Below are 22,527 nucleotides of genomic sequence, written 5' to 3' on the forward strand. Positions count from 1 at the left end.
CCCCATGCGCAACCACAGTTGCGCCCTTCAAGAAGAGTGCGATGCACCCCATGGAAACCTCCACAGCAGTCCCCACCGCAACGCTCCTGAACAAGCGGTTCAGACTCGCGGCGGCGATCGCCGCGACGGCGGCGGTTCTTGTCTCGACGCCGTCCGCGTCCGCATCCACGGCGACGGAGACATCCCCGAAGCCGGTCGTCACCGACGTGAAGACCCTCGCCACCTTCGACTTCACGGCCGGCGACTCCCCGGAGAACCTCACCGTCAACCCGGACAACTCACTGACCGTCTCCATGCTGGGCAGCGTGGCGGGCAAGCGTCCGGCGCTGGTGCGGATCGCCCCGTCCGGGCGCAGCCAGGTGATCGTCGCCGGGCAGCCGGGCGACACGTTCACCGGCAACACGCGCGACCGCGGCGGCAACATCTACTACAACGTGGCCTCCTCCGACGCCTCCCGGGCCGGCGTGTGGAAGCTGCCTCCCGGCGGCACCCCGCGCCGTATCGCGGCTCTGCCCACGGACGGGCTGCCCAACGGCCTGGCCCTCGACCCGACCGGACGCACCCTGTACGCGGCGGACAGCAACAAGGGCACCGTCTGGACCGTCCCGTCCTCCGGCGGAAAGGCGACCGCCTGGCTGACCGACCCCACCCTGGAAGGGGACCCGTCCGTACCCCTCGGCGCGAACGGACTCCGCTTCCACAAGGGCGCCGTCTGGGTCTCCAACCTCGCGAAGGGCACCCTGTCGCGCATCCCGGTCACCGCCACCGGCGCCCCCGGCCGGATCCACACCGTGACCAGCAGCCTGACCGGCGTTGACGACTTCACCTTCCTCAACGACCGCTCCGACGTGGTGTTCGCCGCGCAGAACGGCCTCAACCAGGTCGCGCTCGTCCACCCCGACGGGACCACCGAGACCGTCCTGACGTCCAAGGACGGCCTCGCTTCCCCCACCTCCACCGCTGTGCGCGGAAACCGGCTCTACGTCACCAACGCCGGTCTCGCCGAGCCCCACGACGCGAAGGTGCAGCGCGGAACGATCGACCCCACCGCGCTGAACTGCGGCCGGACCTCCTGAACTGGCGAAGCTGGCACCCGCGGCATTACCTGCTGCGGGTGCCGGCAGCCAGATGCGAGCGGCGACGCAGGTCTCCCGGCGCCGATTCAGACGAGGCTTGCGCCTCCGTCGACACTCAGGAACGCGCCAGGAACGAAGGCAGCGTCCTCGGAGGCGAGGTATGCGACGGCTTCGGCGATCTCGCGCGGCAGGCCGAAACGGCGAGCGGGAAGATGGGCAACGGCAGCAGCAAGACCTCGGGCGGCTCGGACTTCAGCGCATCAGCGGGAGCTGAGCGCGGCGAATGCCTGGTCCAGCAGGTCGACGAGGTCGAGACGGCCGTCGGAGGCGGTCCAGTGGTCGAGAGCGATGTTGAGACAGTCCAGCGCGGCGGCGGCCTTCACGGAGATGGCCGGCGTCAGGGGCTGCGGGGAATCGGTGCGCTCGACAAGGGCATTGGCCAGGGCAGGCCACCAGCCTCGCTGCTTCTCCAATTGCCGGGCGCACAGGGCGGGTGTGTCGAGGACGAGCCGGGTCATCGTCAGGGCCCGGGCCGGGTCCTGACGGTAGTGCTCGATGGCGACGTCCAACCCGTGACGCAGCGCCGTCCAGTCGTCTTCGTCGGCCGGGCGGGCGCGTACGGCGTCGGCGACCTGTTCGCCCTGGGCGTCGAAGACGCTGAGAACCGCTTCTTCCTTGCTGCCGAAGTACCGCAGGAAGGTACTGCGGGACACCCCTGCTGCGGCGGCCAGGTCATCCAGCGTGACCTTGTCGAATCCCTCGCGCAGGAACAGACCCAACGCCACCTGGGCCAGTTCGGCCCGTACCGCGGCCCTGGCGATGTCACGGGTCTTCGCGCGCCCGGCTGCCACGTCCACCCGCACCCCCATCCCGTACTCCGACCTCGGTCCCAGCATTGTCCTCGAGATGCCAGTATGACACCCAGTTTCACGAAGCGGATGTGCCTACCCTGGCGCGAATGCGGCGAAGGCCTCGTCGAGCAGGGCGTCGAGTTCGAGGCGGCCGTCGGAGGCGGTCCAGTGGTCGACGGCGACGTTCAAGCAGTCCACCGCGACGGCGGCGCGCACCGACGGAACCAGGAGGTTGGGCCACGAGGGATCGGCGCGCTCGGCGAGGGCCTGGGCGATGGCGGGGCGCCAGCCGTTCTGCTTCTCCAGCGTGCGGGCGCCCAGCGCGGGCGTGCGCATGATCAGCTGGGACATCGCGAGTGTGCCGTCCGGGTCCCGGCGATGGACTTCGGTGACGGTGTCCAGCGCGCGCCGCAGTGCCGTCCAGTCACCCTCGTCGGCAGGCCGGGCGCGTAGAGCATCGGCGACCTGTTCGCCCTGGGCGTCGACGGCGCCGAGGACGGCATCCTCCTTGCTGCCGAAATAGCGCAGGAAGGTACTGCGGGACACTCCCGCAGCCGCGGCCAGGTCGTTGACGGTGACGTTGTCGAAGCCCTCACGGCGGAACAGGTCGAAGGCCACCTGGGCCAGCTCGAACCGGATGGCGGCCCGCGCGATGTCTCTCGTGTTCGTACGTACTGCTCCACTCACTTCTCGATCCTACCTCTCCCTTGACCTCGGCTCGCAACGATGAGCTACAGTTTCCACTGTGAAACCCAGTGTCAGAGTGTAGCGATTGACGCAAGTGTGGCGCTTCAGCTCAGCAAGGGAGAGAGTCATGAGGGGTCTGCAGGGCAAGAGGATCGTCATTGCCGGGGGCGCGACCGGCATCGGCGCGACCACGGCCGAACGGCTCGCCGAGGAGGGGGCCTCGGTCGTCGTCGGCGACATCAATCTCGCTGGAGCCGAAGCCACTGCCAAGGGAATCACCGAGGCGGGTGGCACCGCGATCGCCGTTGAGTTCGACCTCGGTGACGAGGCCACGATTCAAGCGCTGGTCTACCGGTCCGTCGCCGAGTTCGGCGGGGTCGACGGGCTCTTCAACGTCGGCGCCGACCTCTCGCCGGCCACTCTGGGCCGTGACGTCGACCTGCTGGAGATGGACCCGGCCGTGTGGCGCCGCACCCACGACGTGAACCTGCTCGGCTACGCCCTGACCTGCCGGGCGGTCCTCCCGCACCTACTGGGCCAGGGCGGCGGCGTCATCGTCAACACCTCCTCCGGCGCGGCCTGGGGCGGCGAGCCCACGCGACCCTCGTACGCCGCCTCCAAAGCCGGGGTCAATGCGCTGACCCGCCACATCGCCTCCCGCTGGGGCAAGGAGGGCATCCGCTGCAATGTCGTCGCCCCTGGCCTGGTCATGGGCGAGACCCAGCAGGCGCAGGACGACCAGCAGTTGCAGGCCATGGCGTTGGAGTACGCCCGCAGCCCGCGCCTCGGTGAGCCCGCCGACCTGGCCGGCGCCGTCGCCTTCCTCTTCTCCGACGACGCGGCCTGGATCAGCGGCCAGGCCTGGTCGATCGACGGCGGCATGAGCCTGCGCGGCTGAGGACGGGCGCAACTCACAGCACCCGCTCCTCGATTCGAGACCCCTGCACCACCTCTATTTGTCCACTGAACTGGAGACGTGACCCATGACCAAGACCCTCGCACTCATCGGCAGCGGCAACATCGGCAGCGCACTGGCCCGTCTCGCCGTCGGCGCCGGCCTGAACGTCGTGCTGAGCAACTCCCGCGGCCCCGAGACCCTCGCCGACCTCGTCGCCGAACTCGGCGAGCAGGCGCGCGCGGCCACACCCGCTGAGGCAGCGCAGGCCGGTGACCTGGTAGTGGCGACGGTCCCGCTGAGCAAGTACGAGCAGCTTCCGGCCGCCGCCCTGGCGGGCAAGACCGTCATCGACACCATGAACTACTACCCCGAGCGTGACGACCGGATCGCCGAGCTGGACGCGGGCGAGCAGACCTCCAGCGCCCTGGTGCAGCGGCACCTGGCCGACTCCCGGGTGGTCAAGGCGTTCAACAGCATCGACTTCGTGCGCCTGTTCACCGCAGCCCGGCCCGCCGGCTCCGACGACCGCAGTGCCCTGCCCATCTCCGGCGACGATACGGCCGCCAAAGCGCAGGTCGCCGAACTGTTGGACGCGCTGGGCTACGAGGCCGTGGACATCGGCCCCCTCGCCGACAGCTGGCGCAGCGAGCCGGGCACCCCGGTCTACGTCCAGCCCTACCTACCGGCACAGCCCGAAGGACTGACCCAGGAGGAGATGGGGCGCTGGTTCTTCGAAGCCCCGAGCGTCCCGGTGCCTGCCGACAAGGTGAAGGAACTGACCGACACCGCCGTCCGGCGCTCCGCGGCCGACGCCCGCCAGACCCTCAGCCGGGACTGACCCAGGAAGCGCGGAGCAGCGACTGCGGCGGGAGGCCGACATGCGACTGGGCATCAACATCGTGGGATTCGACGAGGCCGCAGGTGACTTGAAGAGGCACGGTGGGCTGGGGCCTGAGTTGGCTGCGGTCGGAGCCGCCGCCGAGGCGGCGGGGGTGGGCCGGCTGTCGGTGATGGACCACTACTTCCAGATGGAGGTACTGGGCGGCGCCGAGAGCGCCATGCTGGAGTGCTACACCACGCTCGGCCACCTCGCCGCGCACACGTCCACCGTGCAACTCGGGGCGCTGGTGACCGGGGTGACGTATCGCCATCCCGGCCTGCTGGCCAAGATCGTCACCACGCTCGACCACCTCTCCGGCGGCCGCGCCACCCTCGGCATCGGCGCGGCCTGGTACGAGCGCGAACACCTCGGCCTCGGCGTGCCCTTCCCTCCGACGGCCGAGCGGTTCGAACGGCTGGAGGAGACCCTGCGGATCTGCCTGCAGATGTGGGACCCGCAGGACGACGGGCCGTTCGAGGGCAGGCACTACCAGCTGGCCGAGACCGTGTGCGTGCCACCGCCGGTGAGTGCTCCGCACCCGGAGATCATGATCGGCGGAGGCGGCGAGAAGAAGACCCTGAGGCTGGTGGCCCAGTACGCGGACGCCTGCAACCTCACCGCCTTCACCAACGCCGAGGTTGCGCACAAGCTGGAGGTGCTGCGCCGCCACTGCGACGATCTGGGCCGGGACTACGGGCGGATCCGCAAGACGGCCATGTACTCCGGGGACGCGCTCCGTGACGGCGACCTCGACGGCTTCGCCAAGGCGATGACCGGCTACGCCGAGCTCGGCATCGAGACCGTGATCGCCTCCGTTCCGCTCGCCGGAGCCGCCCGCTGGATCGAGGAGCGCGCCGCCCCGGCGGCACGACGGCTGGCCGAACTCGGCTGACAAGAGCCGTGTCCGACCGGTCGAGGCCCACCCATGGTCATGGCGAACAAAGCAGCCCGTACCCCATCAGCCTCGCCCGGTGGACAGCGCGCCTGGAAGCCTGCGGGTTCGGTGCCTACGCGCCACACGTCTCACAAGAGGGAGAGAAGTGTCTGATCACCAGCCCGGCTGGAAACCACCTGGGCGCTACCGAGTCGCTCAATGGGCGACCGGTCACACCGGGGCACACGCCCTGCGATGCATCATCGAGCACCCGCGGTACGACCTGGTCGGCGTGTACGTGTACGCCGACGCGAAGGTTGGCCGTGACGCCGGTGAACTGTGCGGCATGGAGCCGACCGGCGTTCGTGCCACCGGCAGCATCGAAGACATTCTCGCCGCCAGTCCCGACTGTGTGTTGTACATGCCGGTACTGAAGGCGGTCAGGATCGACGAGATCTGCCAACTCCTCGAGTCGGGCGCCAACGTCGTCACGAGCGTCACCGACTTCCATTACCCGGCCGGTCTCGACCGCGATGTACGGCAGCGGATCCAGGCCGCGTGCGAGCGCGGCGGTACATCGCTGCACGCCACGGGCTCGAGCCCGGGCTGGATCACCGAGATCTTCCCGCTCGCGGTAACCGCCCTCCAGCGCCGGCTCGATCGCCTGACGATCGAGGAGTTCGCCGACATGACGACGCGCAACTCACCGGAGCTGCTCTCCCAGATGTTCGGCCAAGACCCCGCGGCGATGGACCTCACGCGGGTGGCCGCCGGCCTGGGCGAAGATTTCGGCACCTCGCTGCGCCAACTCGCCGACGGTCTTTCAGTACCTCTCGACGAGGTCACCGCGACAGGAACGGTGGGCACGGCGGCGAAGCCGGTGAAGGTCGGCACGACGACCGTCGAGGCCGGCTCGGTCGCCGCTTGGCGGTTCGAGGTCACCGGCTGGCGAGACGGCAAGCCGTTCATGGTGGTCCGGCCCACCTGGTACCTCACCCAGGATCTCGAAGAGGACTGGAAAGGGCAGGTGCGCGACACCGGCTGGCACGTCGTCGTCGAGGGTGACGCGCCCCTCGACATCGACATCCGTGTCACGTCCGAGAACTACGCCGCCGTCTCACCCGGCTACAGCGCCCACATCGTCGTCAACGCCGTGCCTTTGGTCTGCGAGGCACCGCCCGGCATCAGGACCACCCTCGACCTGCCGCGGATGGTCGCGGACCTGGCCTGAATATCCTCGTGCCGATCAACCCCGCTACGTCGGCAACACAACTACGCCTGCACCGAGGCCAGTTCGACGACGGTGATGTCGGACGGAGCGCCCACGCGCACCGGTGGGCCCCAGGCGCCGGCACCGCGACTCACGTACAGCTGGGTGTCGCCGTAGCGCTCCAGTCCGGCGACCGTGGGGTTGGCCAGTTCGGCGAGGACGTTGCCCGGCCAGAGTTGACCGCCGTGGGTGTGGCCGGAGAGCTGGAGATCGACGCCGTGACGTACGGCGTCGTCGATGACGACGGGTTGGTGGGCGAGGAGGACGGCCGTGCGGGAACGGTCGCGGTCGCCAAGTGCTCTGTCGAAGTCGGGGCCTTGGCCCTCCTCTTCACCGCGGACGTCGTTGACGCCCGCCAGGTCGAAGCCGGGCAGCTCGGTGCGGGCGTTCTCCAGCGGGCGCAGTCCCAGTTCCCGTACCTTCTCCACCCATGGTTCCGCGCCGGAGATGTACTCGTGGTTGCCGGTGACGAAGTAGGCGCCGTGCCGTGCCCGGAGCCCGGCGAGTGGTTCGACGGCAGGAGTGAGGTTCTCGACGCTGCCGTCGACCAGGTCGCCGACGACCGCGATCAGGTCGGGCTGGGTCGCGTTGATGGTGTCGACGACCCGCTGGGCGAAGCCGCGGCCCAGGATGGGACCGACGTGGATGTCGCTGACGACGGCGATCCGGAACCCGTGCGCACTGCGCGGCAGTTTGGCCAGCGGAACCGTGAGGCGCTTCACCTTGGGCCCGCGGAGGACACCGTACGTGCCGTAGCCGACGGTGCCGACGGCTACGGCCGCGGCGGCCCCGCCCACGACGCGGGAGACGAAGAGGCGGCGCGACGGGCCGGTGGGGGCGGTGCTGCCGGCCGACAGCGTCGGCTCCGACACGTGCGGAGGGTCCAGCACGGTGACGGGCGCGGTGCCTCGTGAGGCAGAGGCATCGGAATCGCCACGATGCGCCGTCGCGGTCAACGGCTCGTCGGCCGAAGCCAGTTCCTCGGCATCGGAGTCGGTCGCTTGCACTTCCGCCACTTCCGGGGACTGCGCCGTCGGGCGAATCCGCTGTCGCGCGTCTCCCCCGGCGCCCCGATGCGCGAGCCACCGCCGCAGCACAGGCCGCACGGCCTCACCAAGCAGCAACGCGAGCAGCAGGTACAGGAACAGCGCCAGCCACAGATACCCGGGCCAGGCCAGGATCCGCTGCAGAAGGAAAGGGACACCGTCGCCCTCCGCTGTCATGGCCGCCATCGGCAGCAGGGGCCCGGCCACGAAGACGATGCTTCCGGCTCGTCGGAGGAACGACCCCTTGGGTGTGGTGTCCCGTATGAGGCGGCGCCATACGTACCAGTGGAGTGCGCCGAACAACGCCAGGACGAAGACGGATACGACGATGACCACGACTCTGCGCAGCCCTTCCCTTGTGGTGTCCGGGGAGCGGATGCGTCCCCGGCTGTCTGTGACCAGACCTGTCACATGACCAACGGCCGTCGGTCAGCTGGATGCTTCGGCCTTGATCTGCGCCAGAGCGTCGTTGAAACCCTTTGGGGTACCGCTGTTTCCGGCCACGCGGTCCAGGCGCACGCTGTCGATGTCCTTGCCGACGACGAGTCGTGGGACAGCGGCGGCGAAGCGCTTCTGCAGAGCGAGCGAGGTCTCGTCCGTTGCCCGGGGTGTGACCTTGACGGCGGTGATCCTGTCGTCTGCGAGGGTTACGGTCACTCCGATGCTCGAAGGCAGGTTCCCGTACCGGCCCTCGGCCTCGAACTCACCGTCCTCGTAGGTCGAGGAACTCGGTTCAGCCGCGTTGTCCGAAGCGGACGGTGACCTCGCGTTGTTCGAAGCGGCCGGTGGGCTCGCGTTGTCCGCCTCCGTCGAGGCACATCCCGTAATGGCCGCGGAGAGGGAGATCCCGATCGCGGCCGCCGTCTTCTTGCTCAGGGCTGTCATGTTCCTCCTTGTCGTGCTCTTCTCGTCGTGCTCTTCGGTACGAAGTCCGGTGGCGCCGCTCAGGTGAACAGCCCGCCGTCGAAGTTCCGCGAGATCTCCGCGTGGCCGCTGGCGTACATGCGCACGTGGGCGAAGTCGAAGGTCTGCGCGAGCCGGTGCGCCTCGGTGAAGAACAGCGCCGTCGCCAGTCCATCGGCGAGAGCGGCACTGTCGGCCACGACCCAGGTGGCGGCCACCTTCCTGGCCGGACGACCGGTGCGGGCGTCGAGCAGGTGGTGCAGCCCGTCACCCCAGGCGCGTGTGCGGACCCCGGACGCGCACAGCGCCCGTCCCCGCAGGTGCGCCACGCCGACCGCGAGCTGCGGGTCGAACGGATGCTCCAGGCCGACCCGGATGGCGCGGTCCCCCGCATGGCGCAGATCGCCGCTGGCGTCGATGACGAACCGTGTGATTCCGGCATCCCGAAGGATCGCCGAGACGATGTCCACCAGGTAGCCCTTTCCCACCGCTCCCACGTCGATCACAACCGGGTGATGGGTGACGAGCGTCCTGCCGTCCCGCACGATGTCCGCCGCCCAGGTTGCCCGACCGCGGGCGCGTTCCTGGGCCTGAACCGTCTGCGGAGCGGGCGTGAGGGAGTACGAGGCATCGTATCCGAGGAGTTCGAGCTCACGGCCGACGAGTGGGTCGACGGCACCGCCGGTCGCGGTGGCCAGGCGGTCGTAAAGGTCGAACAGGGCCAGTGAGTCCTCCGGGAACTCGAACCGGCCCCCGGCCGGGGCGGCCGCGATCCGGGACACGAGCGAGTCCGGGCGGAAGCGCGAGTAGTTGGCGTCGAATCGCCGGATGCGGTCCAGGACCCGGCGGCGCAGACTGCCGCTCAGCTGCTCGTCGGTGTCGATCTGCCAGCCGGTGCCGATGGCGTCGAAGGCGAAACGGCAGCCTCCGGCGTCCGGTCTGCCGGCTTCGACTTCCGGTCCGACGGCGGTTGTCGGCCTGGAGCCCTCGCCCGGGTGTCGCGTGATGTGGTGGTGCACGATTGCCGCTCCGTACGGTCGGTTCGGTGGGCGACTGCTGCCAGTGAGCAGGGCCTCGGCGGGCTGTCCGGGCGAGGTGAGCACCCGGACAACCCGCCGAGGCAGCCAGCTGCTGGGGGGCCGCGTCGGCCTGCCCCCGGGTGGGTGTCAGCCCAGCTGAGCGCCGCCGTTGACGGTCCGGTGGCTCTGGGCAAGGCCGAACGGGCCGTAGGGGTAGGGCGTCGGGCTCGGGTCACTGGCCTTGTCGAGGAGGGCCGTGGCGTCCGCGTCGAGGTGCAGGTCGGCGGCGCCGAGGTTGTCGGTCAGCTGCTTCATGTCACGGGCGCCGATGATGACCGAGGTGACACCTGTACGGTCGGCGACCCAGCTGAGCGCCACCTGGGCGGGCGAGGCACCGGTCTCCTTGGCCACCTGGACGACCGCGTCGACCGCGGCCCAGGTCCGGTCGGCGTTGGCGTAGTTGGCCGAGGTGTACTGGTACAGCGGATTGCCTCCCCCGGCCCGGGTGTCGGGCCCTGGCTGGACGCCGCGCGCGTACTTGCCCGTCAGGAATCCGCTCGCCAAGGGTGACCAGGGCAGCACGCCCAGTCCGTTGTGCGCCGCCGCCGGCAGAACCTCCCACTCCACCTCGCGGACGGCCAGGTTGTACTGCTCCTGCAGAGTCACCGGGACCGGCCAGCCACCCGCGCGGGCGGTGGAGACCGCGAGCTGGAGCTGCCAGCCTGTGAAGTTCGACAGGCCCGCGTAGCGGATCTTGCCTGCCCGGACGGCGGAGTCGAAGAACGCCAGAGTTTCCTCGATCGGCGTCAGCGGGTCCCAGGCATGCACCTGGTACAGGTCGACGCTGTCCACGCCCAGTCGGCGAAGCGAACCGTCCAGCGCCCGGGAGAGATGGCGCCGGGACAGACCGATGTCATTGACGTCGTCGGTGAACGGGAACCGGCCCTTGGTGGCGAGCACCACCCGGTCGGTGACGTCGCTCGGACGGCTCGCCAGCCACCGGCCGATGATCTCCTCGGTTACGCCGCGGTTGTAGAGGTCGGCGGTGTCCATGAGGTTTCCGCCCGCTTCCAGGAAGGCGTCCATCTGGACGAACGCCTCCTCCTGCGAGGTCTCGTCGCCGAAGGTCATCGTGCCGAGTGCAAGGTTCGACACGACCGTGCCGGTGTTGCCGAGTCGGCGGTATTCCATCGTGCGTTCTCCTTTGGGGGTCGGAGTGCGATTGAGCAAAGAGGAAAGTGACTCACGGGAGGGCTGGTTCAGGCCCCGGGCATGGGGCTGTCCCGGTGGGGCGGGACGACCCGTTGCGCCCGGGCCGTCAGTGCGCGACGACCGGGATCGCGACCTGCTGCGCGGACTCGCCGGAGGAGCCGGCCCCGCTGCGGCCGCCGCCATTGACGAGGACGAAGGCGATCAGCGCGGCCAGCGCCATGATGGCGGTGCCCCAGCCGAAGGCCACGGCGTAGCCGTGGACGGCGGCCTGCTGGGCGGCCGCCTCGGGGACGGAACCGGGAAACGCGCGTGCGGCGATCCAGCTGCTGGTGGCACTGGCGGCGACCGTGTTCAGCAGCGCGGTGCCGATGGAGCCGCCGACCTGCTGCGAGACGTTGACCATCGCGGAGGCGACACCCGCGTCCTGCGGCCGGACGCGGGAGGTGGCCAGGCTCATGCCGGGCATCGAGGCGGTACCCATGCCCAGGCCGAGCAGGATCTCGGAGGGCAGGACGTGGGTGGCGAAGGAGCTGTCCACCTCGAGCTGTGTCAGGAGCGCCATGCCGATGGCAGCCAGCAGGAAGCCGGGCCCCATCAGGAAGCGGGCCGGGACACGGTTGACCAGACGGGTGCCGATCTGGGTGGACCCGATGACCAGGCAGACGACCAGGGGCAGGAAGGCGATCCCGCACAGGACCGGCGAGTAGCCCTTGTTCAGCTGCAGGAAGTAGGTCAGGAACAGGAACTGGCCGAACATGCCGATCATGGCCAGACCGATGGAGAGGTAGGCGCCGCCACGGTTGCGATCCGTGATCACGCGAAGCGGCAGGAGGGGTGCCTTGACCAGGGTCTCGACCAGGGCGAACGCGGCGAGCAGCGCGACCGCGGCGACGAACATGCCGATGGTGAGGCCGGAGCCCCAGCCGTCCTGCTCCGCCCGGGCGAAGCCGTAGACCAGGGCGACGAGTCCGACGGTGGCCAGCAGAGTGCCCACGACGTCGAGCCGGTCGCGGTTGCGCTCGTCCCCGCGATCGCTGATGTAGACGGTGGCACCGGCCGCGGCCACGACGGCGAAGACGATGTTGACGTACATGCACCAGCGCCAGTTGATGTACTCGGTGAGCACACCGCCCAGGAGCAGGCCGACCGCACCGCCCGCCGCGGCGATGGCGCCGAAGATGCCGAACGCCTTGGCGCGCTCCTTGGCCTCGGTGAACGCAACGGTGAGCAGGGACAGCGCGGCGGGGGCGAGCAGGGCGCCGAACACGCCCTGGAGGGCGCGCGAGGCGAGGAGCATGCCGAGGTTGACGGCCGCGCCGCCGAGCGCGGAGGCCAGGGCAAAGCCGACCAGCCCGACGATAAAGGCCCGCTTGCGGCCCCACAGGTCACCGATCCGTCCGCCCAACAGCAGCAGACCGCCGAAGGCGAGACTGTAGGCGGTGATCACCCACTGCCGGTTGCCGTCGGAGATGTTCAGATCCGCCTGGGCGTGCGGCAGCGCGATGTTCACGACCGTCGCGTCCAGCACGACCATCAGCTGGGCGATCGCGATGACCGTCAGCGCCTTCCAGCGCCGGGGATCGACTGCCGGCGCACCGGCGGAAGTGTGACTTACGGACATGATGAATGGCTCGGTTTCTGTGACGGATGGAACGAAGGGAAGCGCTGGACACCTCAGTGCGGGGACCACACTGTCGGCCGCGCGGGCAAGGCCCTCTTCCACACGCGTCCAGCGTGCGGGCCGGCGGCGACATGTGGCAGGGCGGGTCGTGCCCTGGAGCCGCGTTCGGTGCTGTGGCAGGGCACCCCACACGCCTTCCGCCCAGGTCGTGGCATCCCCACACTTTGAACACATGGATCGTGAGCAGCACAGCGGCGACACCCGAGGTACGGAGCTGGGGCGCTTCCTGCGTGCCTGCCGTGCCCGGCTGACGCCCGAAGAGGTCGGCCTACCGGCCGGCGGCGGGCGGCGCCGTACTCCCGGACTGCGCCGGGAGGAGCTGGCCACCCTCGCCGGCATCAGCATCGACTACTACGCGCGCCTGGAGCGCGGCACGGAGACCCGGCCCAGCCCGTCCGTGATCGACTCCCTCGCCCGCGCACTCAAGCTGGAAGAGGGCGAACGCGATCACCTGCGCGCTCTCGCCGCCCTCGCCGCCCGGTCGGCACCCGAGCCGCCATCGGCGCCCAACCGCACCGTGCGGCCCGGCGTCAAGCTTCTGTTGGAGAGCCTGCGCCCCTACCCCGCGCACGTGTTCAGCCGCACCGGCGACGTACTGGCGTACAACCCGGGCGGGCTGCGGTTGCTCCCCGGCATGCACGACTGGCCGGCCAAGCAGCGCAACATCGCCCGCTACGTCTTCCTGCACCCCGACGCCAGAGGCCTGTTCGACGACTGGCACAACCAGGTCCGCACCTGCGTCAACGGACTGCGCGCCCTGGCCGGCATGGAGCCGGACGCACCCGACCTCACGCAACTGGTCGGCGAACTCCTGCTCAAGAGCCCCGAGTTCGCGCGCATGTGGGAGCGCTACGACGTCAAGGGCCACTCCTACGGGCGCAAGACCTTCCACCATCCCGAGGTCGGCGACCTGACCCTGGGCTACCAGACCATGCAACTGCAGGGCACCCCGGGCCAGTGCATGGTCGTGTACTACGCCGAGGCCGGCACATCCGAACACGACGCGCTGACCCTGCTCGACCTGGCAGCCACCGAGTCCAAGCACGCCCCGAGACTCTCGCCCGACAGCCAACCCATCGAGAACGCGTGACGGAGGGAGCCGCCCACATGCACCCCTGAGGCCGGCCACTGTTCTTCGACAGCGACGAAGCCGTCGTCGACGCGACCGAGGCCATCGCGACGAACAGCGGCGTCCGCCATCTCACCGACGCTGCCACAGCCGTCGGCATCGTCCTCATCGATGACGCGATCCTCTCCCTGGAAAAGCCGTACGTCACGCGCATGCCCACGAACTTCTGACAGCCCGGAACCCGGCCCCCACACGGACCCTCATGCCTTCTCACGTCACGCCCAGAAGCACGCAACCGCCGTCGCGTCCACCGGTAGGGAACAGTTCGGAGCACGGACTGGACCGGCGCGCCGAACTGCGGGAATTCCTCCGATCCCGGCGAGCCCGGCTCAGACCCGAGGACGTGGGGTTGCCGTCATCCGGGCGACGCCGGGTGCCGGGCCTGCGCCGCGAGGAACTCGCGCAGCTGGCAGGGGTGTCCTTCGCGTACTACACCCGCCTGGAACAGGGCCACGGGGCCACCATGTCAGCCGAGGTGCTGGACGCCGTCGCTCGCGCCCTGCGCCTGAGTGGAGACGAGCACGCCCATCTGTTCCGCCTTGCTCGGCCGGAACTTCATGGGAATCACCACACCATGCCCCAGAGGCAGAGGCTGCGGCCAGGCATCCAGCTACTGCTGGACGCGTTCGACGGGGCCCCCGCGTACGTCTACGGTCGGCGCCTGGACGTCCTGGGCTGGAACAGGCTCGCCGCCACCGTGTTCGGTGACTGGTCCCGGCTCCCGCCCCGGGAGCGCAACCTGGCCCGGCTGGTCTTCCTCTCCCCTGCGGCCCGCGACCGTTTCACCGACCTGGAAGCCAAGATGCTGGACATCGTCAGCATCCTGCGCGTGGACGCGGGCACACACCCGGAGGACACGGAACTAGCCGCTCTGATCGGCGAGTTGACGGAGAAGAGCCACGACTTCCGACGACTGTGGGCCCGGCACGACGTGCGCCGCAGGGGCCACGGCGTCCAGCGGCTACGGCACCCGGTGGTGGGCGAACTCACCCTCGCCTTCGAAGCCATGGGGTTGCACGGCGAGGCAGATCAGACCCTCGTCGTCTATCACGCCGAACCCGGCTCGTTGTCCCGGAAAGCCTTGTGGCTACTGACGGGTCTGTCGGCCCTACCCACCGAGTCGGCCTCCTGACAACGGGAGACACGAAGCAACAAGATCCGGCCGACGTGCCGTGGATCCCGACCGACCAGCCGAACAACAGGAGTCACCGTGCAACCGTCCCCCGCCCAGAGCGCCCGCGACGAAGTCACCACGGCCTTCCGCGCCTACCTGCAAGCAATGCTCGACGGCGACACCGACGCCCTGGACCATCTGCTCGCCGAGGGCTGCACCCTCACCCACATCACCGGCTACGTGCAGCCCAAGGACGAGTGGCTGTCGCAGATGCGTGCCGGACAGTTCCTCTACCACGGGATCGAGGAGAAGAGCGTGGCTGTCGAGGTCGAGGGCAGCACAGGCCGCGTCTCCGGCCGCTTCGTCACCGATGCAACGGTGTACGGCACCCGCGCGCACTGGCGGTTGCACATGGCCATGGACTACGCCCGCGAAGGCGACACGTGGTCCGTGATCCGCTCGGCCGCCACGACCTGGTGAGCCACGGAGGTCGAGGTACGTCTTGCCGGCGGCCACGATGCCGATACGGTCCCCGGACGAGCGGGTGACGAAACGGTCGAGCTGGTTGAGCCGGGCGTACTCGAACGCCCTCGACAGGCGCTCGGAGAACATGCTCCGCTCCAGCCGCAGCAGGTTCCTGCCGACCAGCTTGGCGTCGGGGTGAAAGGTTCTCTCGGGCGGGTCACTGTACGTGAGCAGGACGCGCTCGGGGTGAACGGTCGCGGTGCACGAGCCGTCGGCCACCGCGGTGTCAGAAGCTGGTCAACCCCTCCAACTTCTGACGCAGCGATTCCTGCAAGTGACGCTCCATCACGGCATGCGCCTGCGCCGTGTCCTGGCTCCGCATCGCCTCGACCAGCGCACGGTGGTCGGCGAACTCGGCCTGCTCGTGCAAGCGTCGGTCCAGTTGAGGTGCGAGCCGGTACATCCGCCGGGACTCCTCGACGAGCCCCTTCAGCGTCCGCGCCGCCCGCCGGTTGCCCGCGAGCTCGGCGATGCCCAGGTGGAAGGCGGCGGCTGCGTCCAGGGCGGCATCCGAGTCGGTGGCCGCCTCTTGCGCGTCCACCAGGCTGTCCAGGTGGTCGAGCTCCTCGGGCGTCGCCCGCTTCGCCGCCTCCACCACCAGGTACGGCTCGATGAGCTGGCGCATCACGAAGATCTCTCGGACATCTTCGAAGCGCAGCGGTTGGACCATGTAGCCCTTGCGGGGCAGGACCAGCACCCACTCCTCGTGCACGAGGAGGCGTAGCGCCTCCCGGACGGGGGTCTTGGACACCCCGTACTCCGTGGCCAGTTCGTGCTCAAGCAGCAGGCTCTCGGGGCGGCGGCGCGCGGTGAGGATGTCGCGCTTGAGGGCCTCGTAGACGCGCTCCGTCATGGATTGACGTACGCCACCTGCCTGCGGCGGGAGGGCGGACTCGCTCTTCGCCACTGCGCTGCCTTTCACTCACGACGAATTCGGAAGGGCCAGGTTATCGCTCTTGACGCCTGGTGTGACGCTCGGCATAGTTCACGCACATCACCAGAGTATTACAAATATATCTCTGAGTCGGTCCGTGCTCGGAGACGCAGCTCGTCGACAAGGATGCCGACATGCCGAAGACCGCAGCCGACAAGATCTGGGACGCACACGTCGTCAAGACCGACGACGCCGGCCGCGACCTGCTGTACATCGACCTGCATCTGCTCCACGAGGCGAACACTCCGGTCGCGTTCGACAACCTCCGCGCCAAGCAGCGCACCGTCCGCCGCCCCGAACTCACACTGGGGACCGAGGACCACGTCACCCCCACCATCGACACCGGGCAGGACCTGACGGGCACGGTCGCGGAGCCCTTCGTCGCCAACATGCGCCGAAACTGCGAGGAATTCGGGATCGAGTTGTTCAAGCTCGGCCACGCGTCACGGGGCATCGTGCACGTCATCGGTCCCGAACTCGGACTCTCCCAGCCGGGGTCGACGATCGTGTGCTGCGACTCGCACACCACGACGCACGGCGCCATGGGGGCGCTCGCCTTCGGGATCGGCACCAGCCAGGTCGAGCACGTCCTGGCGACGCAGACCCTGCCGATGACCCGGATGAAGAACATGCGCGTCACCGTCGAAGGCGCGCTGCCCGCCGGTGTCTCGGCCAAGGACGTCGCCCTGGCTCTGATCGAGAAGATCGGTACGGCCGGAGGCCAGGGGCACGTCATCGAGTACCAGGGCTCGACGGTCCGGGCCATGTCGATGGAACAGCGGATGACGCTGTGCAACATGAGCATCGAGGCGGGAGCGCGTGCCGGTCTCGTCGCCCCCGACGAGGTCACCTTCGCCTACCTCGCCGGACGCCGGCACGTCCCCACGGGCGAGGCCTTCGAGGCGGAGAAGGAGCACTGGGCGCAGTTCGTCTCCGACCCGGACGCCGTCTTCGACCGCGAGGTCCGTCTCGATGCCACCGCGCTGAGCCCGCGCGTCACCTGGGGCACCAACCCCGGACAGACCGTCCCGCTGAACAGCGTCGTCCCCGCCCCCGACTCCTTCACCGACCCGGTCGAACGGGCAGCGGCCGAGCGGGCCCTGGCCTACATGGATCTCGAACCCGGCACCGCGATGGGCTCGATCCCGGTCGACGCGGTCTTCATCGGGTCCTGTACCAACGGACGGATCGAGGACCTGCGCCAGGTCGCGGAGATCTGGCGCGGTCGCACCGTGTCCTCCGGCCTTCAGGTGCATCTCTCACCGGGGTCGGAAGCAGTACGCCGGCAGGCGATCGACGAAGGCCTCGACAAGGTCTTCGCCGCGGCCGGAGTCCCGCTGCGCGCCCCCGGCTGCTCGATGTGCGTCGCGATCAACGGCGAGGTGCTCGCCCCCGGCATGCGCACCGCCTCCACCAACAACCGCAACTTCGAGGGCCGGCAGGGACCGGGCGTACGCACACACGTCGTCTCCCCCGCCGTCGCGGCCGCCACCGCCGTCGCGGGCCACCTCGCCGCCCCCTGCGACCTGCAGCTTCAAGGATGACCATGACACCGCTGATCACCCACACCGGCATCGCCGTCCCCCTGCGACGAGACAACGTCGACACCGACCAGCTCTATCCCGCCCAGCGCATCCTCAACGCCCCGCAGACCCGGACCGGCCACGCCGACGCGCTGATGGCCGACTGGCGCGAGGACCCCGACTTCGTACTCAACAAGCCCGCGTACGACGGTGCTTCGGTCCTCGTCGCCGGCCGCGACTTCGGCACCGGGTCCTCGCGCGAGTGGGCGGTGTGGGCGCTGGCCGACTACGGCTTCCGGGTCGTCCTCGCGCCACGCTTCGGCGACATCTTCCGGGGCAACACTGCCGAGAACGGCCTCGTCGCCGGCGAGATGAGCGAGGCGGACATCGAGGAGCTGTGGGTCCGGCTCGAGGACGCGCCGGGTTCGCGCATCGAGGTGGACCTGGAACGTCGGACGGTCCGGTGCGGCCAGTCGCGTTACGACTTCGGCTACCCCGAACACTTCCGGCAGCGGGTCATGCGCGGCCTCGACGAGATCGCCCTCACCCTCGAACACGCCGCCGAGATCGAGGACTTCGAGGCGCAGCGGCGGGTCACGATGCCGCGTGTGACGGACAGGGCCGCCCGATGAGCGTCACGACAACCTCCGAATCCGAACGCATCCGGCGTCGGCTCATCGGCCAGGTCGATCCCGAGCGCATCCGTACGACCGAGGTGCCGCGCCACGACCCGGTCCCATTGGAGGCCTGGGCTGCGCTCCCGGGGCTGAGCTCGCTGGTGGCGGACGCGCTGGACGAGATGGGGGCAGGCGCCGTGCTCGGCACCGACGCCGTGGCGCCTCTGACGCTGGGGATGCGGGTGTGCGGACCGGCCGTGACCTTGCGCTATGTCGGCGTGCACGGCGAGCCAGGCACCCACCGTGCAGCGCGCGCCGCCATCCTCGCCGGTGACCGTGACCTGTACGCCGTCGCGCGGCGGGGCGATGTCGCCGTCATGGACTGCGGGGGCGTGACCTCCGCCGTCATGGGCGGGCTGTCCGCACAGTGGGCACTGACCGCAGGTGTCGCCGGATGCCTGGTCGACGGCGCTGTCCGGGACACCACAGCGATCGTCGACTCAGGGCTCCCGGTCTGGAGCCGGCACCGTAACCCCCTGGCGGCTCGGCACCGGGTGGAAGCGGTCGCCGTCAATGACGTCGTGAACATCGCCGGCCGGCCGGTCAGGCCGGGCGACTACATCGTGGGCGACGCGGACGGCATCTGCATCGTCCCCCACGCGCTCGTGCCCGCCGTGGCGGAGCGGTGTCTGGCGGCTCATGCCGCAGAGGAAGAGCTGACCGCGGCCATCGCCACCGCCACCGATCTCGAAGAGCTGGTCCGCGCCCTGCGCACGACCCGCGTCGCGGACTGAACCAGGGAGCACCCATGGACTTCTCACTCGACGACCGCTACACAATCCGCCAGGGCACGGCGTACCTCACCGGCATCCAAGCCCTGGTGCGCATGGTCCGCGACAACGCCCTGTCCGACCGGGAGCGCGGCCTGCGTACGGGCTCGCTCGTCTCCGGTTACGAGGGCTCCCCGCTGGCGGGTTACGACATGGAACTTGCCCGTCGTAAGGCCCTGTTCGAGGGCCTCGACCACGTCCACCTCCCCGGCGTGAACGAAGAGCTGGCGGCCACGTCGGTGATGGGCTCCCAGCTGGCCGACCAGGCCGGCAGCCTGAAGGTCGACGGCGTTACGGGCTACTGGTACGGCAAGTCTCCCGGGCTCGACCGGGCCTCCGACGCGCTGCGGCACGCCAACCTCGTCGGCACCCATCCGCGGGGCGGCGCCGTTGCCCTGGCCGGGGACGACCCGGCCGGCAAGTCCTCCTCGCTGCCGTGCGCCTCCGAGTACACCCTCGCCGACCTGCAGATGCCGACCCTGTACCCGGCCGACGCGCAAGACGTGCTCGAGATGGGCCGGCACGCAGTGGAGATGTCGCGCCACACCGGCCTGTGGTCGGCCATGAAGATCACCACGGCGGTGGCCGACGGCGCCTGCACCGCCACGGTCCACCCGGACCACGCACCCGCACCCGAGCTCCTCCCGGCCGGTGACCACCGCCCCGACGCGATGCTCGCAGGCCCGAACCTGATCAACCTCGAACGCAGCCAGATCTCACAACGGCTGCCGCGCGCACTCGCCTACGCCGCCGCCCACTGCCTCAACCGGGTCCTGACGCGCACGTCCGAGGACCGCATCGGCCTGGTCTGCGCCGGCAAGACCTACCTCGACGTCCGCGACGCGCTCGGCCGACTCGGACTCGGACAGGACGAGCTGGAACGCCGGGGAATCCGGCTGCTCCGCCTCGGCATGATCTGGCCGCTCGACCCCGCCGAGATCCGCGACTTCGCGCACGGGCTGCAAGAGATCATCGTAGTGGAGGAGAAGCGGCCATTCCTGGAAGACGCCCTCCGTAATCACCTCTACGGCCTCCCCAACGCCCCCGTGATCCTGGGCAAGACCGACGACCACGGACACGAACTCATCAGTCCGGTCGGTGAGTTGGATGCTGACCAGGTGGCCAAGGCGCTCGCCCGGCGACTCGGCGACGTCCACGGCATCGAGTCCGTACAGGCCTGGAAGGACCAGCTTCCCCGCACCCGCACCGCGCTGCCGCTGCTCACCCGGACGCCGTACTTCTGCTCCGGCTGTCCGCACAACAGCTCCACCAAGGTCCCCGAGGACTCCATCATCGGCGGCGGCATCGGCTGCCACGGCATGGTGCTTTTCACCGACGACAAGCAGACCGGCAAGGTGCTCGGGCTGACCCAGATGGGCGGCGAGGGCAGCCAGTGGCTGGGCATCGCCCCGTTCGTCGCCGAGAACCACTTCATCCAGAACATCGGCGACGGGACGTTCACCCACTCCGGCAGTCTCGCTCTGCGCGCGGCGGTCGCCTCGGGCGCCAACATCACCTACAAGCTCCTGTACAACTCCACCGTCGCGATGACCGGCGGCCAGGACCCGGTCGGCGCGCTCTCGCTGCCGCGCCTCATCCGGCTGCTCCTCGCCGAGGGCGTCAGCAAGGTCGTGGTCACGTCGGAGGACGTACGACGTACGCGAAGGCAGGGTTTGCCCTCGCAGGTCCAGATCCGCGACCGCGACGAACTCGTCGCCATCCAGAAGGAATTGTCGGCGGTGCCCGGGGTGACGGTGCTCGTCCACGACCAGGAGTGCGCGGCGGAGAAGCGGCGTAAACGTAAGCGCGGAAAGGCCGTGACGCCCCGTACCCGCGTGATGATCAACGAACGGGTCTGTGAAGGCTGCGGCGACTGCGGTGAGAAGTCCAACTGCATGTCGGTACACCCGGTGGAGACAGAGTTCGGCCGCAAGACCCGCATCCATCAGTCCTCGTGCAACCTCGACTACTCCTGTCTGAAGGGCGACTGCCCTTCCTTCGTCACCGTCACCGTGGGCGAGGAGAAACCGCGGCGGGTCCGGGCCGCCGACATCGCGGCCGAGGACATCCCCGTACCCGAACTGTCCGTCCCAGCCGCCGACTTCAGCCTGCGGATCACCGGGATCGGCGGCACCGGTGTCGTCACCGTCGCCCAGATCATCGCCACGGCCGCCGTCATCGACGGACGTTCCGTACGGAGCCTGGACCAGACCGGCCTCGCGCAGAAGGGCGGCGCGGTCGTGTCCGACATCCGGATCACGGACTGCGAGGTCTCCTCGAAAATCCCGGCGTCCGGCTGCGACCTGTACCTGGTCTGCGACGGCCTCGTCGGCACCGACCCGATCCACCTCAAGGTCGCGGACCCGGCGCGTACCACCGTGGTCGCCTCGACCGCCGAGGTGCCCACCGGAAAGATGGTCGTCGACACCGGCATCCGCTTCCCGTCCGCCGGCCAGGTCCGCGACTCCCTCGCGTCGGCCGCCCGCAGGCACCTCGGTGTGGACGCGGCGCAGATGGCCGAACGGCTCTTCGGCCACGAGCAGTACGCCAACATGCTGCTCGTCGGCGTCGCCTGGCAGCTCGGCCAACTCCCGGTCAGCGCAACAGCCCTGGAGCACGCCATCTCGCTCAACGGCGCCGCGGCGAAGACCAACATCCAGGCCTTCCGACGCGGCCGCCAGCTGGTCAGCGACCCCGCCGCGATCGAGAATCTCATCCGTCCCGAACAGCCCCAGGCACCCGCCCCCGTCCTGCCGGACGCAACAGGTGTACGCGAACTGGTCAAAGCCGCCCCCGGCACCGAACTCGCCCGCCTGCTCGACATCCGCGTACCGGACCTCATTGACTACGCCGACACCGAATACGCCCGCCGGTACGCCGAGTTCGTCGAGCAGGTCCGGGTCCGCGAGAGCGCAACCGTCCCGGGACCGACGACCGTGAGCGAGGCGGTGGCGCGCCACCTCTACAAGCTGATGGCCTACAAGGACGAGTACGAGGTCGCGCGCCTCGTACTCCAGGCCGGTCTCGATGAGACGGTCTCGCAGGAGTTCGGCACGGACGCCCGCTACCGCATACAACTCCACCCGCCGATCCTGCGCGCCATGGGCATGAAGAAGAAGATCGGCTTCGGCGCCGCATCCCGCCCGGTCTTCACCGCACTGCGGGCGGCCCGCCGATTGCGCGGCACGAAGCTCGACGTCTTCGGGTGGCATCCGGTACGGCGCATGGAACGCGACCTCATCGCCGAATACCGCACGGCGATCGAGCACGCCCTCCCCCACCTGCGCCCGGACACTCTGGACACGGTCCTCCAGCTGGCCGAACTGCCCGACCAGGTACGCGGTTACGAGCAGATCAAGGTCGCCAACGTCGCCACGTACCGCACCGATCTCACCCAGGCCCAGGCAGACCTCAACCGTCTCTCGAACCTCTCCTCGGTCCCCGCCGAGCCTCGTTGA

Annotated in this window: 20 protein-coding genes and 2 pseudogenes; 13 read left to right on the top strand and 9 right to left on the bottom strand. The window is 69.5% G+C overall.

What is annotated here, in order from left to right; all coding sequences use genetic code 11:
- Window positions 1-41 precede the first annotated feature (41 nt).
- Window positions 42-1,076, top strand: a complete 1,035-nt coding sequence (locus RM704_RS13700) for an SMP-30/gluconolactonase/LRE family protein (RefSeq protein WP_311590576.1) — start codon at window positions 42-44, stop codon at window positions 1,074-1,076.
- Between the two features lie 86 nt (window positions 1,077-1,162).
- Here the strand turns inward: RM704_RS13700 and RM704_RS13705 are convergent.
- The 3 genes and pseudogenes from RM704_RS13705 to RM704_RS13715 all read right to left on the bottom strand — a co-directional run.
- Window positions 1,163-1,300, bottom strand: a pseudogene (locus RM704_RS13705) (SDR family oxidoreductase); the annotation flags it as partial.
- A gap of 36 nt (window positions 1,301-1,336) precedes the next feature.
- A complete protein-coding gene (locus RM704_RS13710; RefSeq protein WP_311590577.1) occupies window positions 1,337-1,972 on the bottom strand; it encodes a TetR family transcriptional regulator in 636 nt (211 codons plus the stop codon).
- A 48-nt stretch (window positions 1,973-2,020) separates the two neighbouring features.
- Window positions 2,021-2,614: a TetR family transcriptional regulator gene (locus RM704_RS13715; RefSeq protein WP_033531024.1), complete on the bottom strand. Its 594-nt coding sequence runs from the start codon at window positions 2,612-2,614 to the stop codon at window positions 2,021-2,023.
- Window positions 2,615-2,741: 127 nt separating this feature from the next.
- Between RM704_RS13715 and RM704_RS13720 the strand changes: the two genes are divergently transcribed.
- The 4 genes from RM704_RS13720 to RM704_RS13735 all read left to right on the top strand — a co-directional run bounded on the left by RM704_RS13720 (window position 2,742) and on the right by RM704_RS13735 (window position 6,497).
- Entirely contained in the window at window positions 2,742-3,512 is a 771-nt protein-coding gene (locus tag RM704_RS13720) for an SDR family NAD(P)-dependent oxidoreductase (protein WP_033531023.1), read from the top strand.
- An 85-nt stretch (window positions 3,513-3,597) separates the two neighbouring features.
- Window positions 3,598-4,350 (top strand): NADPH-dependent F420 reductase, encoded by a 753-nt coding sequence (locus tag RM704_RS13725; RefSeq protein WP_033531022.1) that lies wholly within the window; start codon window positions 3,598-3,600, stop codon window positions 4,348-4,350.
- Between the two features lie 40 nt (window positions 4,351-4,390).
- A complete protein-coding gene (locus tag RM704_RS13730; RefSeq protein WP_033531021.1) occupies window positions 4,391-5,284 on the top strand; it encodes an LLM class F420-dependent oxidoreductase in 894 nt (297 codons plus the stop codon).
- A gap of 148 nt (window positions 5,285-5,432) precedes the next feature.
- A complete protein-coding gene (locus tag RM704_RS13735; protein ID WP_033531020.1) occupies window positions 5,433-6,497 on the top strand; it encodes an NAD(P)H-dependent amine dehydrogenase family protein in 1,065 nt (354 codons plus the stop codon).
- Window positions 6,498-6,538: 41 nt separating this feature from the next.
- Here the strand turns inward: RM704_RS13735 and RM704_RS13740 are convergent, their stop codons facing one another.
- The 5 genes from RM704_RS13740 to RM704_RS13760 all read right to left on the bottom strand — a co-directional run bounded on the left by RM704_RS13740 (window position 6,539) and on the right by RM704_RS13760 (window position 12,337).
- Window positions 6,539-7,918, bottom strand: a complete 1,380-nt coding sequence (locus RM704_RS13740; RefSeq protein WP_311590578.1) for a metallophosphoesterase — start codon at window positions 7,916-7,918, stop codon at window positions 6,539-6,541.
- 93 nt (window positions 7,919-8,011) lie between these two features.
- The gene (locus tag RM704_RS13745; protein WP_033531019.1) at window positions 8,012-8,467 is read right to left on the bottom strand and encodes a hypothetical protein; all 456 of its coding nucleotides are present in this window, start codon (window positions 8,465-8,467) and stop codon (window positions 8,012-8,014) included.
- 59 nt (window positions 8,468-8,526) lie between these two features.
- Window positions 8,527-9,504, bottom strand: coding sequence for an FAD:protein FMN transferase (locus tag RM704_RS13750; RefSeq protein ID WP_311590579.1), 978 nt, complete (start codon window positions 9,502-9,504; stop codon window positions 8,527-8,529).
- Between the two features lie 147 nt (window positions 9,505-9,651).
- Window positions 9,652-10,695, bottom strand: a complete 1,044-nt coding sequence (locus RM704_RS13755; protein WP_033531018.1) for an aldo/keto reductase — start codon at window positions 10,693-10,695, stop codon at window positions 9,652-9,654.
- Between the two features lie 127 nt (window positions 10,696-10,822).
- The gene (locus RM704_RS13760; RefSeq protein ID WP_033531017.1) at window positions 10,823-12,337 is read right to left on the bottom strand and encodes an MFS transporter; all 1,515 of its coding nucleotides are present in this window, start codon (window positions 12,335-12,337) and stop codon (window positions 10,823-10,825) included.
- 232 nt (window positions 12,338-12,569) lie between these two features.
- Between RM704_RS13760 and RM704_RS13765 the strand changes: the two genes are divergently transcribed.
- The 4 genes and pseudogenes from RM704_RS13765 (at window position 12,570) to RM704_RS13775 (ending at window position 15,120) form a co-directional block, all read left to right on the top strand.
- A complete protein-coding gene (locus RM704_RS13765; protein WP_033531016.1) occupies window positions 12,570-13,487 on the top strand; it encodes a helix-turn-helix transcriptional regulator in 918 nt (305 codons plus the stop codon).
- A gap of 241 nt (window positions 13,488-13,728) precedes the next feature.
- Window positions 13,729-13,998, top strand: a pseudogene (locus RM704_RS45550) (hypothetical protein); the annotation flags it as partial.
- A 102-nt stretch (window positions 13,999-14,100) separates the two neighbouring features.
- Window positions 14,101-14,658 (top strand): MmyB family transcriptional regulator, encoded by a 558-nt coding sequence (locus RM704_RS45555; protein WP_438828915.1) that lies wholly within the window; start codon window positions 14,101-14,103, stop codon window positions 14,656-14,658.
- A 78-nt stretch (window positions 14,659-14,736) separates the two neighbouring features.
- Complete coding sequence (locus tag RM704_RS13775) at window positions 14,737-15,120, top strand: nuclear transport factor 2 family protein (protein ID WP_052146415.1); 384 nt, start codon at window positions 14,737-14,739, stop codon at window positions 15,118-15,120.
- Between the two features lie 271 nt (window positions 15,121-15,391).
- Here RM704_RS13775 and RM704_RS13780 read toward each other — a convergent pair whose 3' ends face one another.
- Window positions 15,392-16,018, bottom strand: a complete 627-nt coding sequence (locus RM704_RS13780) for a GntR family transcriptional regulator (RefSeq protein WP_052146414.1) — start codon at window positions 16,016-16,018, stop codon at window positions 15,392-15,394.
- A 215-nt stretch (window positions 16,019-16,233) separates the two neighbouring features.
- Between RM704_RS13780 and leuC the strand changes: the two genes are divergently transcribed.
- Genes leuC through RM704_RS13800 form a run of 4 tightly spaced genes read left to right on the top strand, consistent with a single transcriptional unit; the run spans window position 16,234 to window position 22,527 of the window.
- Window positions 16,234-17,643, top strand: a complete 1,410-nt coding sequence (leuC, locus tag RM704_RS13785) for a 3-isopropylmalate dehydratase large subunit (RefSeq protein WP_033531015.1) — start codon at window positions 16,234-16,236, stop codon at window positions 17,641-17,643.
- 2 nt (window positions 17,644-17,645) lie between these two features.
- Complete coding sequence (gene leuD / locus RM704_RS13790) at window positions 17,646-18,254, top strand: 3-isopropylmalate dehydratase small subunit (RefSeq protein ID WP_033531014.1); 609 nt, start codon at window positions 17,646-17,648, stop codon at window positions 18,252-18,254.
- Window positions 18,251-19,033 (top strand): RraA family protein, encoded by a 783-nt coding sequence (locus RM704_RS13795; RefSeq protein ID WP_033531013.1) that lies wholly within the window; start codon window positions 18,251-18,253, stop codon window positions 19,031-19,033. Before leuD ends, RM704_RS13795 begins: the two co-directional genes overlap by 4 nt.
- A 14-nt stretch (window positions 19,034-19,047) precedes the next feature.
- Window positions 19,048-22,527 (top strand): indolepyruvate ferredoxin oxidoreductase family protein, encoded by a 3,480-nt coding sequence (locus RM704_RS13800; RefSeq protein ID WP_033531012.1) that lies wholly within the window; start codon window positions 19,048-19,050, stop codon window positions 22,525-22,527.

Origin of the sequence: Streptomyces gottesmaniae, assembly GCF_031845845.1 — a bacterium.
GTDB lineage: Bacteria > Actinomycetota > Actinomycetes > Streptomycetales > Streptomycetaceae > Streptomyces > Streptomyces akebiae.

Bases quoted from the DNA above. Each gene is read 5' to 3' on its own strand.
- RM704_RS13700 (WP_311590576.1), top strand. From the start codon at position 42: ATGCACCCCATGGAAACCTCCACAGCAGTCCCCACCGCAACGCTCCTG.
- RM704_RS13710 (WP_311590577.1), bottom strand. From the start codon at position 1,972: ATGCTGGGACCGAGGTCGGAGTACGGGATGGGGGTGCGGGTGGACGTG.
- RM704_RS13720 (WP_033531023.1), top strand. From the start codon at position 2,742: ATGAGGGGTCTGCAGGGCAAGAGGATCGTCATTGCCGGGGGCGCGACC.
- RM704_RS13725 (WP_033531022.1), top strand. From the start codon at position 3,598: ATGACCAAGACCCTCGCACTCATCGGCAGCGGCAACATCGGCAGCGCA.
- RM704_RS13730 (WP_033531021.1), top strand. From the start codon at position 4,391: ATGCGACTGGGCATCAACATCGTGGGATTCGACGAGGCCGCAGGTGAC.
- RM704_RS13745 (WP_033531019.1), bottom strand. From the start codon at position 8,467: ATGACAGCCCTGAGCAAGAAGACGGCGGCCGCGATCGGGATCTCCCTC.
- RM704_RS13755 (WP_033531018.1), bottom strand. From the start codon at position 10,695: ATGGAATACCGCCGACTCGGCAACACCGGCACGGTCGTGTCGAACCTT.
- RM704_RS13760 (WP_033531017.1), bottom strand. From the start codon at position 12,337: ATGTCCGTAAGTCACACTTCCGCCGGTGCGCCGGCAGTCGATCCCCGG.
- RM704_RS13765 (WP_033531016.1), top strand. From the start codon at position 12,570: ATGGATCGTGAGCAGCACAGCGGCGACACCCGAGGTACGGAGCTGGGG.
- RM704_RS45555 (WP_438828915.1), top strand. From the start codon at position 14,101: ATGCCCCAGAGGCAGAGGCTGCGGCCAGGCATCCAGCTACTGCTGGAC.
- RM704_RS13780 (WP_052146414.1), bottom strand. From the start codon at position 16,018: ATGACGGAGCGCGTCTACGAGGCCCTCAAGCGCGACATCCTCACCGCG.
- leuC (WP_033531015.1), top strand. From the start codon at position 16,234: ATGCCGAAGACCGCAGCCGACAAGATCTGGGACGCACACGTCGTCAAG.
- leuD (WP_033531014.1), top strand. From the start codon at position 17,646: ATGACACCGCTGATCACCCACACCGGCATCGCCGTCCCCCTGCGACGA.
- RM704_RS13795 (WP_033531013.1), top strand. From the start codon at position 18,251: ATGAGCGTCACGACAACCTCCGAATCCGAACGCATCCGGCGTCGGCTC.
- RM704_RS13800 (WP_033531012.1), top strand. From the start codon at position 19,048: ATGGACTTCTCACTCGACGACCGCTACACAATCCGCCAGGGCACGGCG.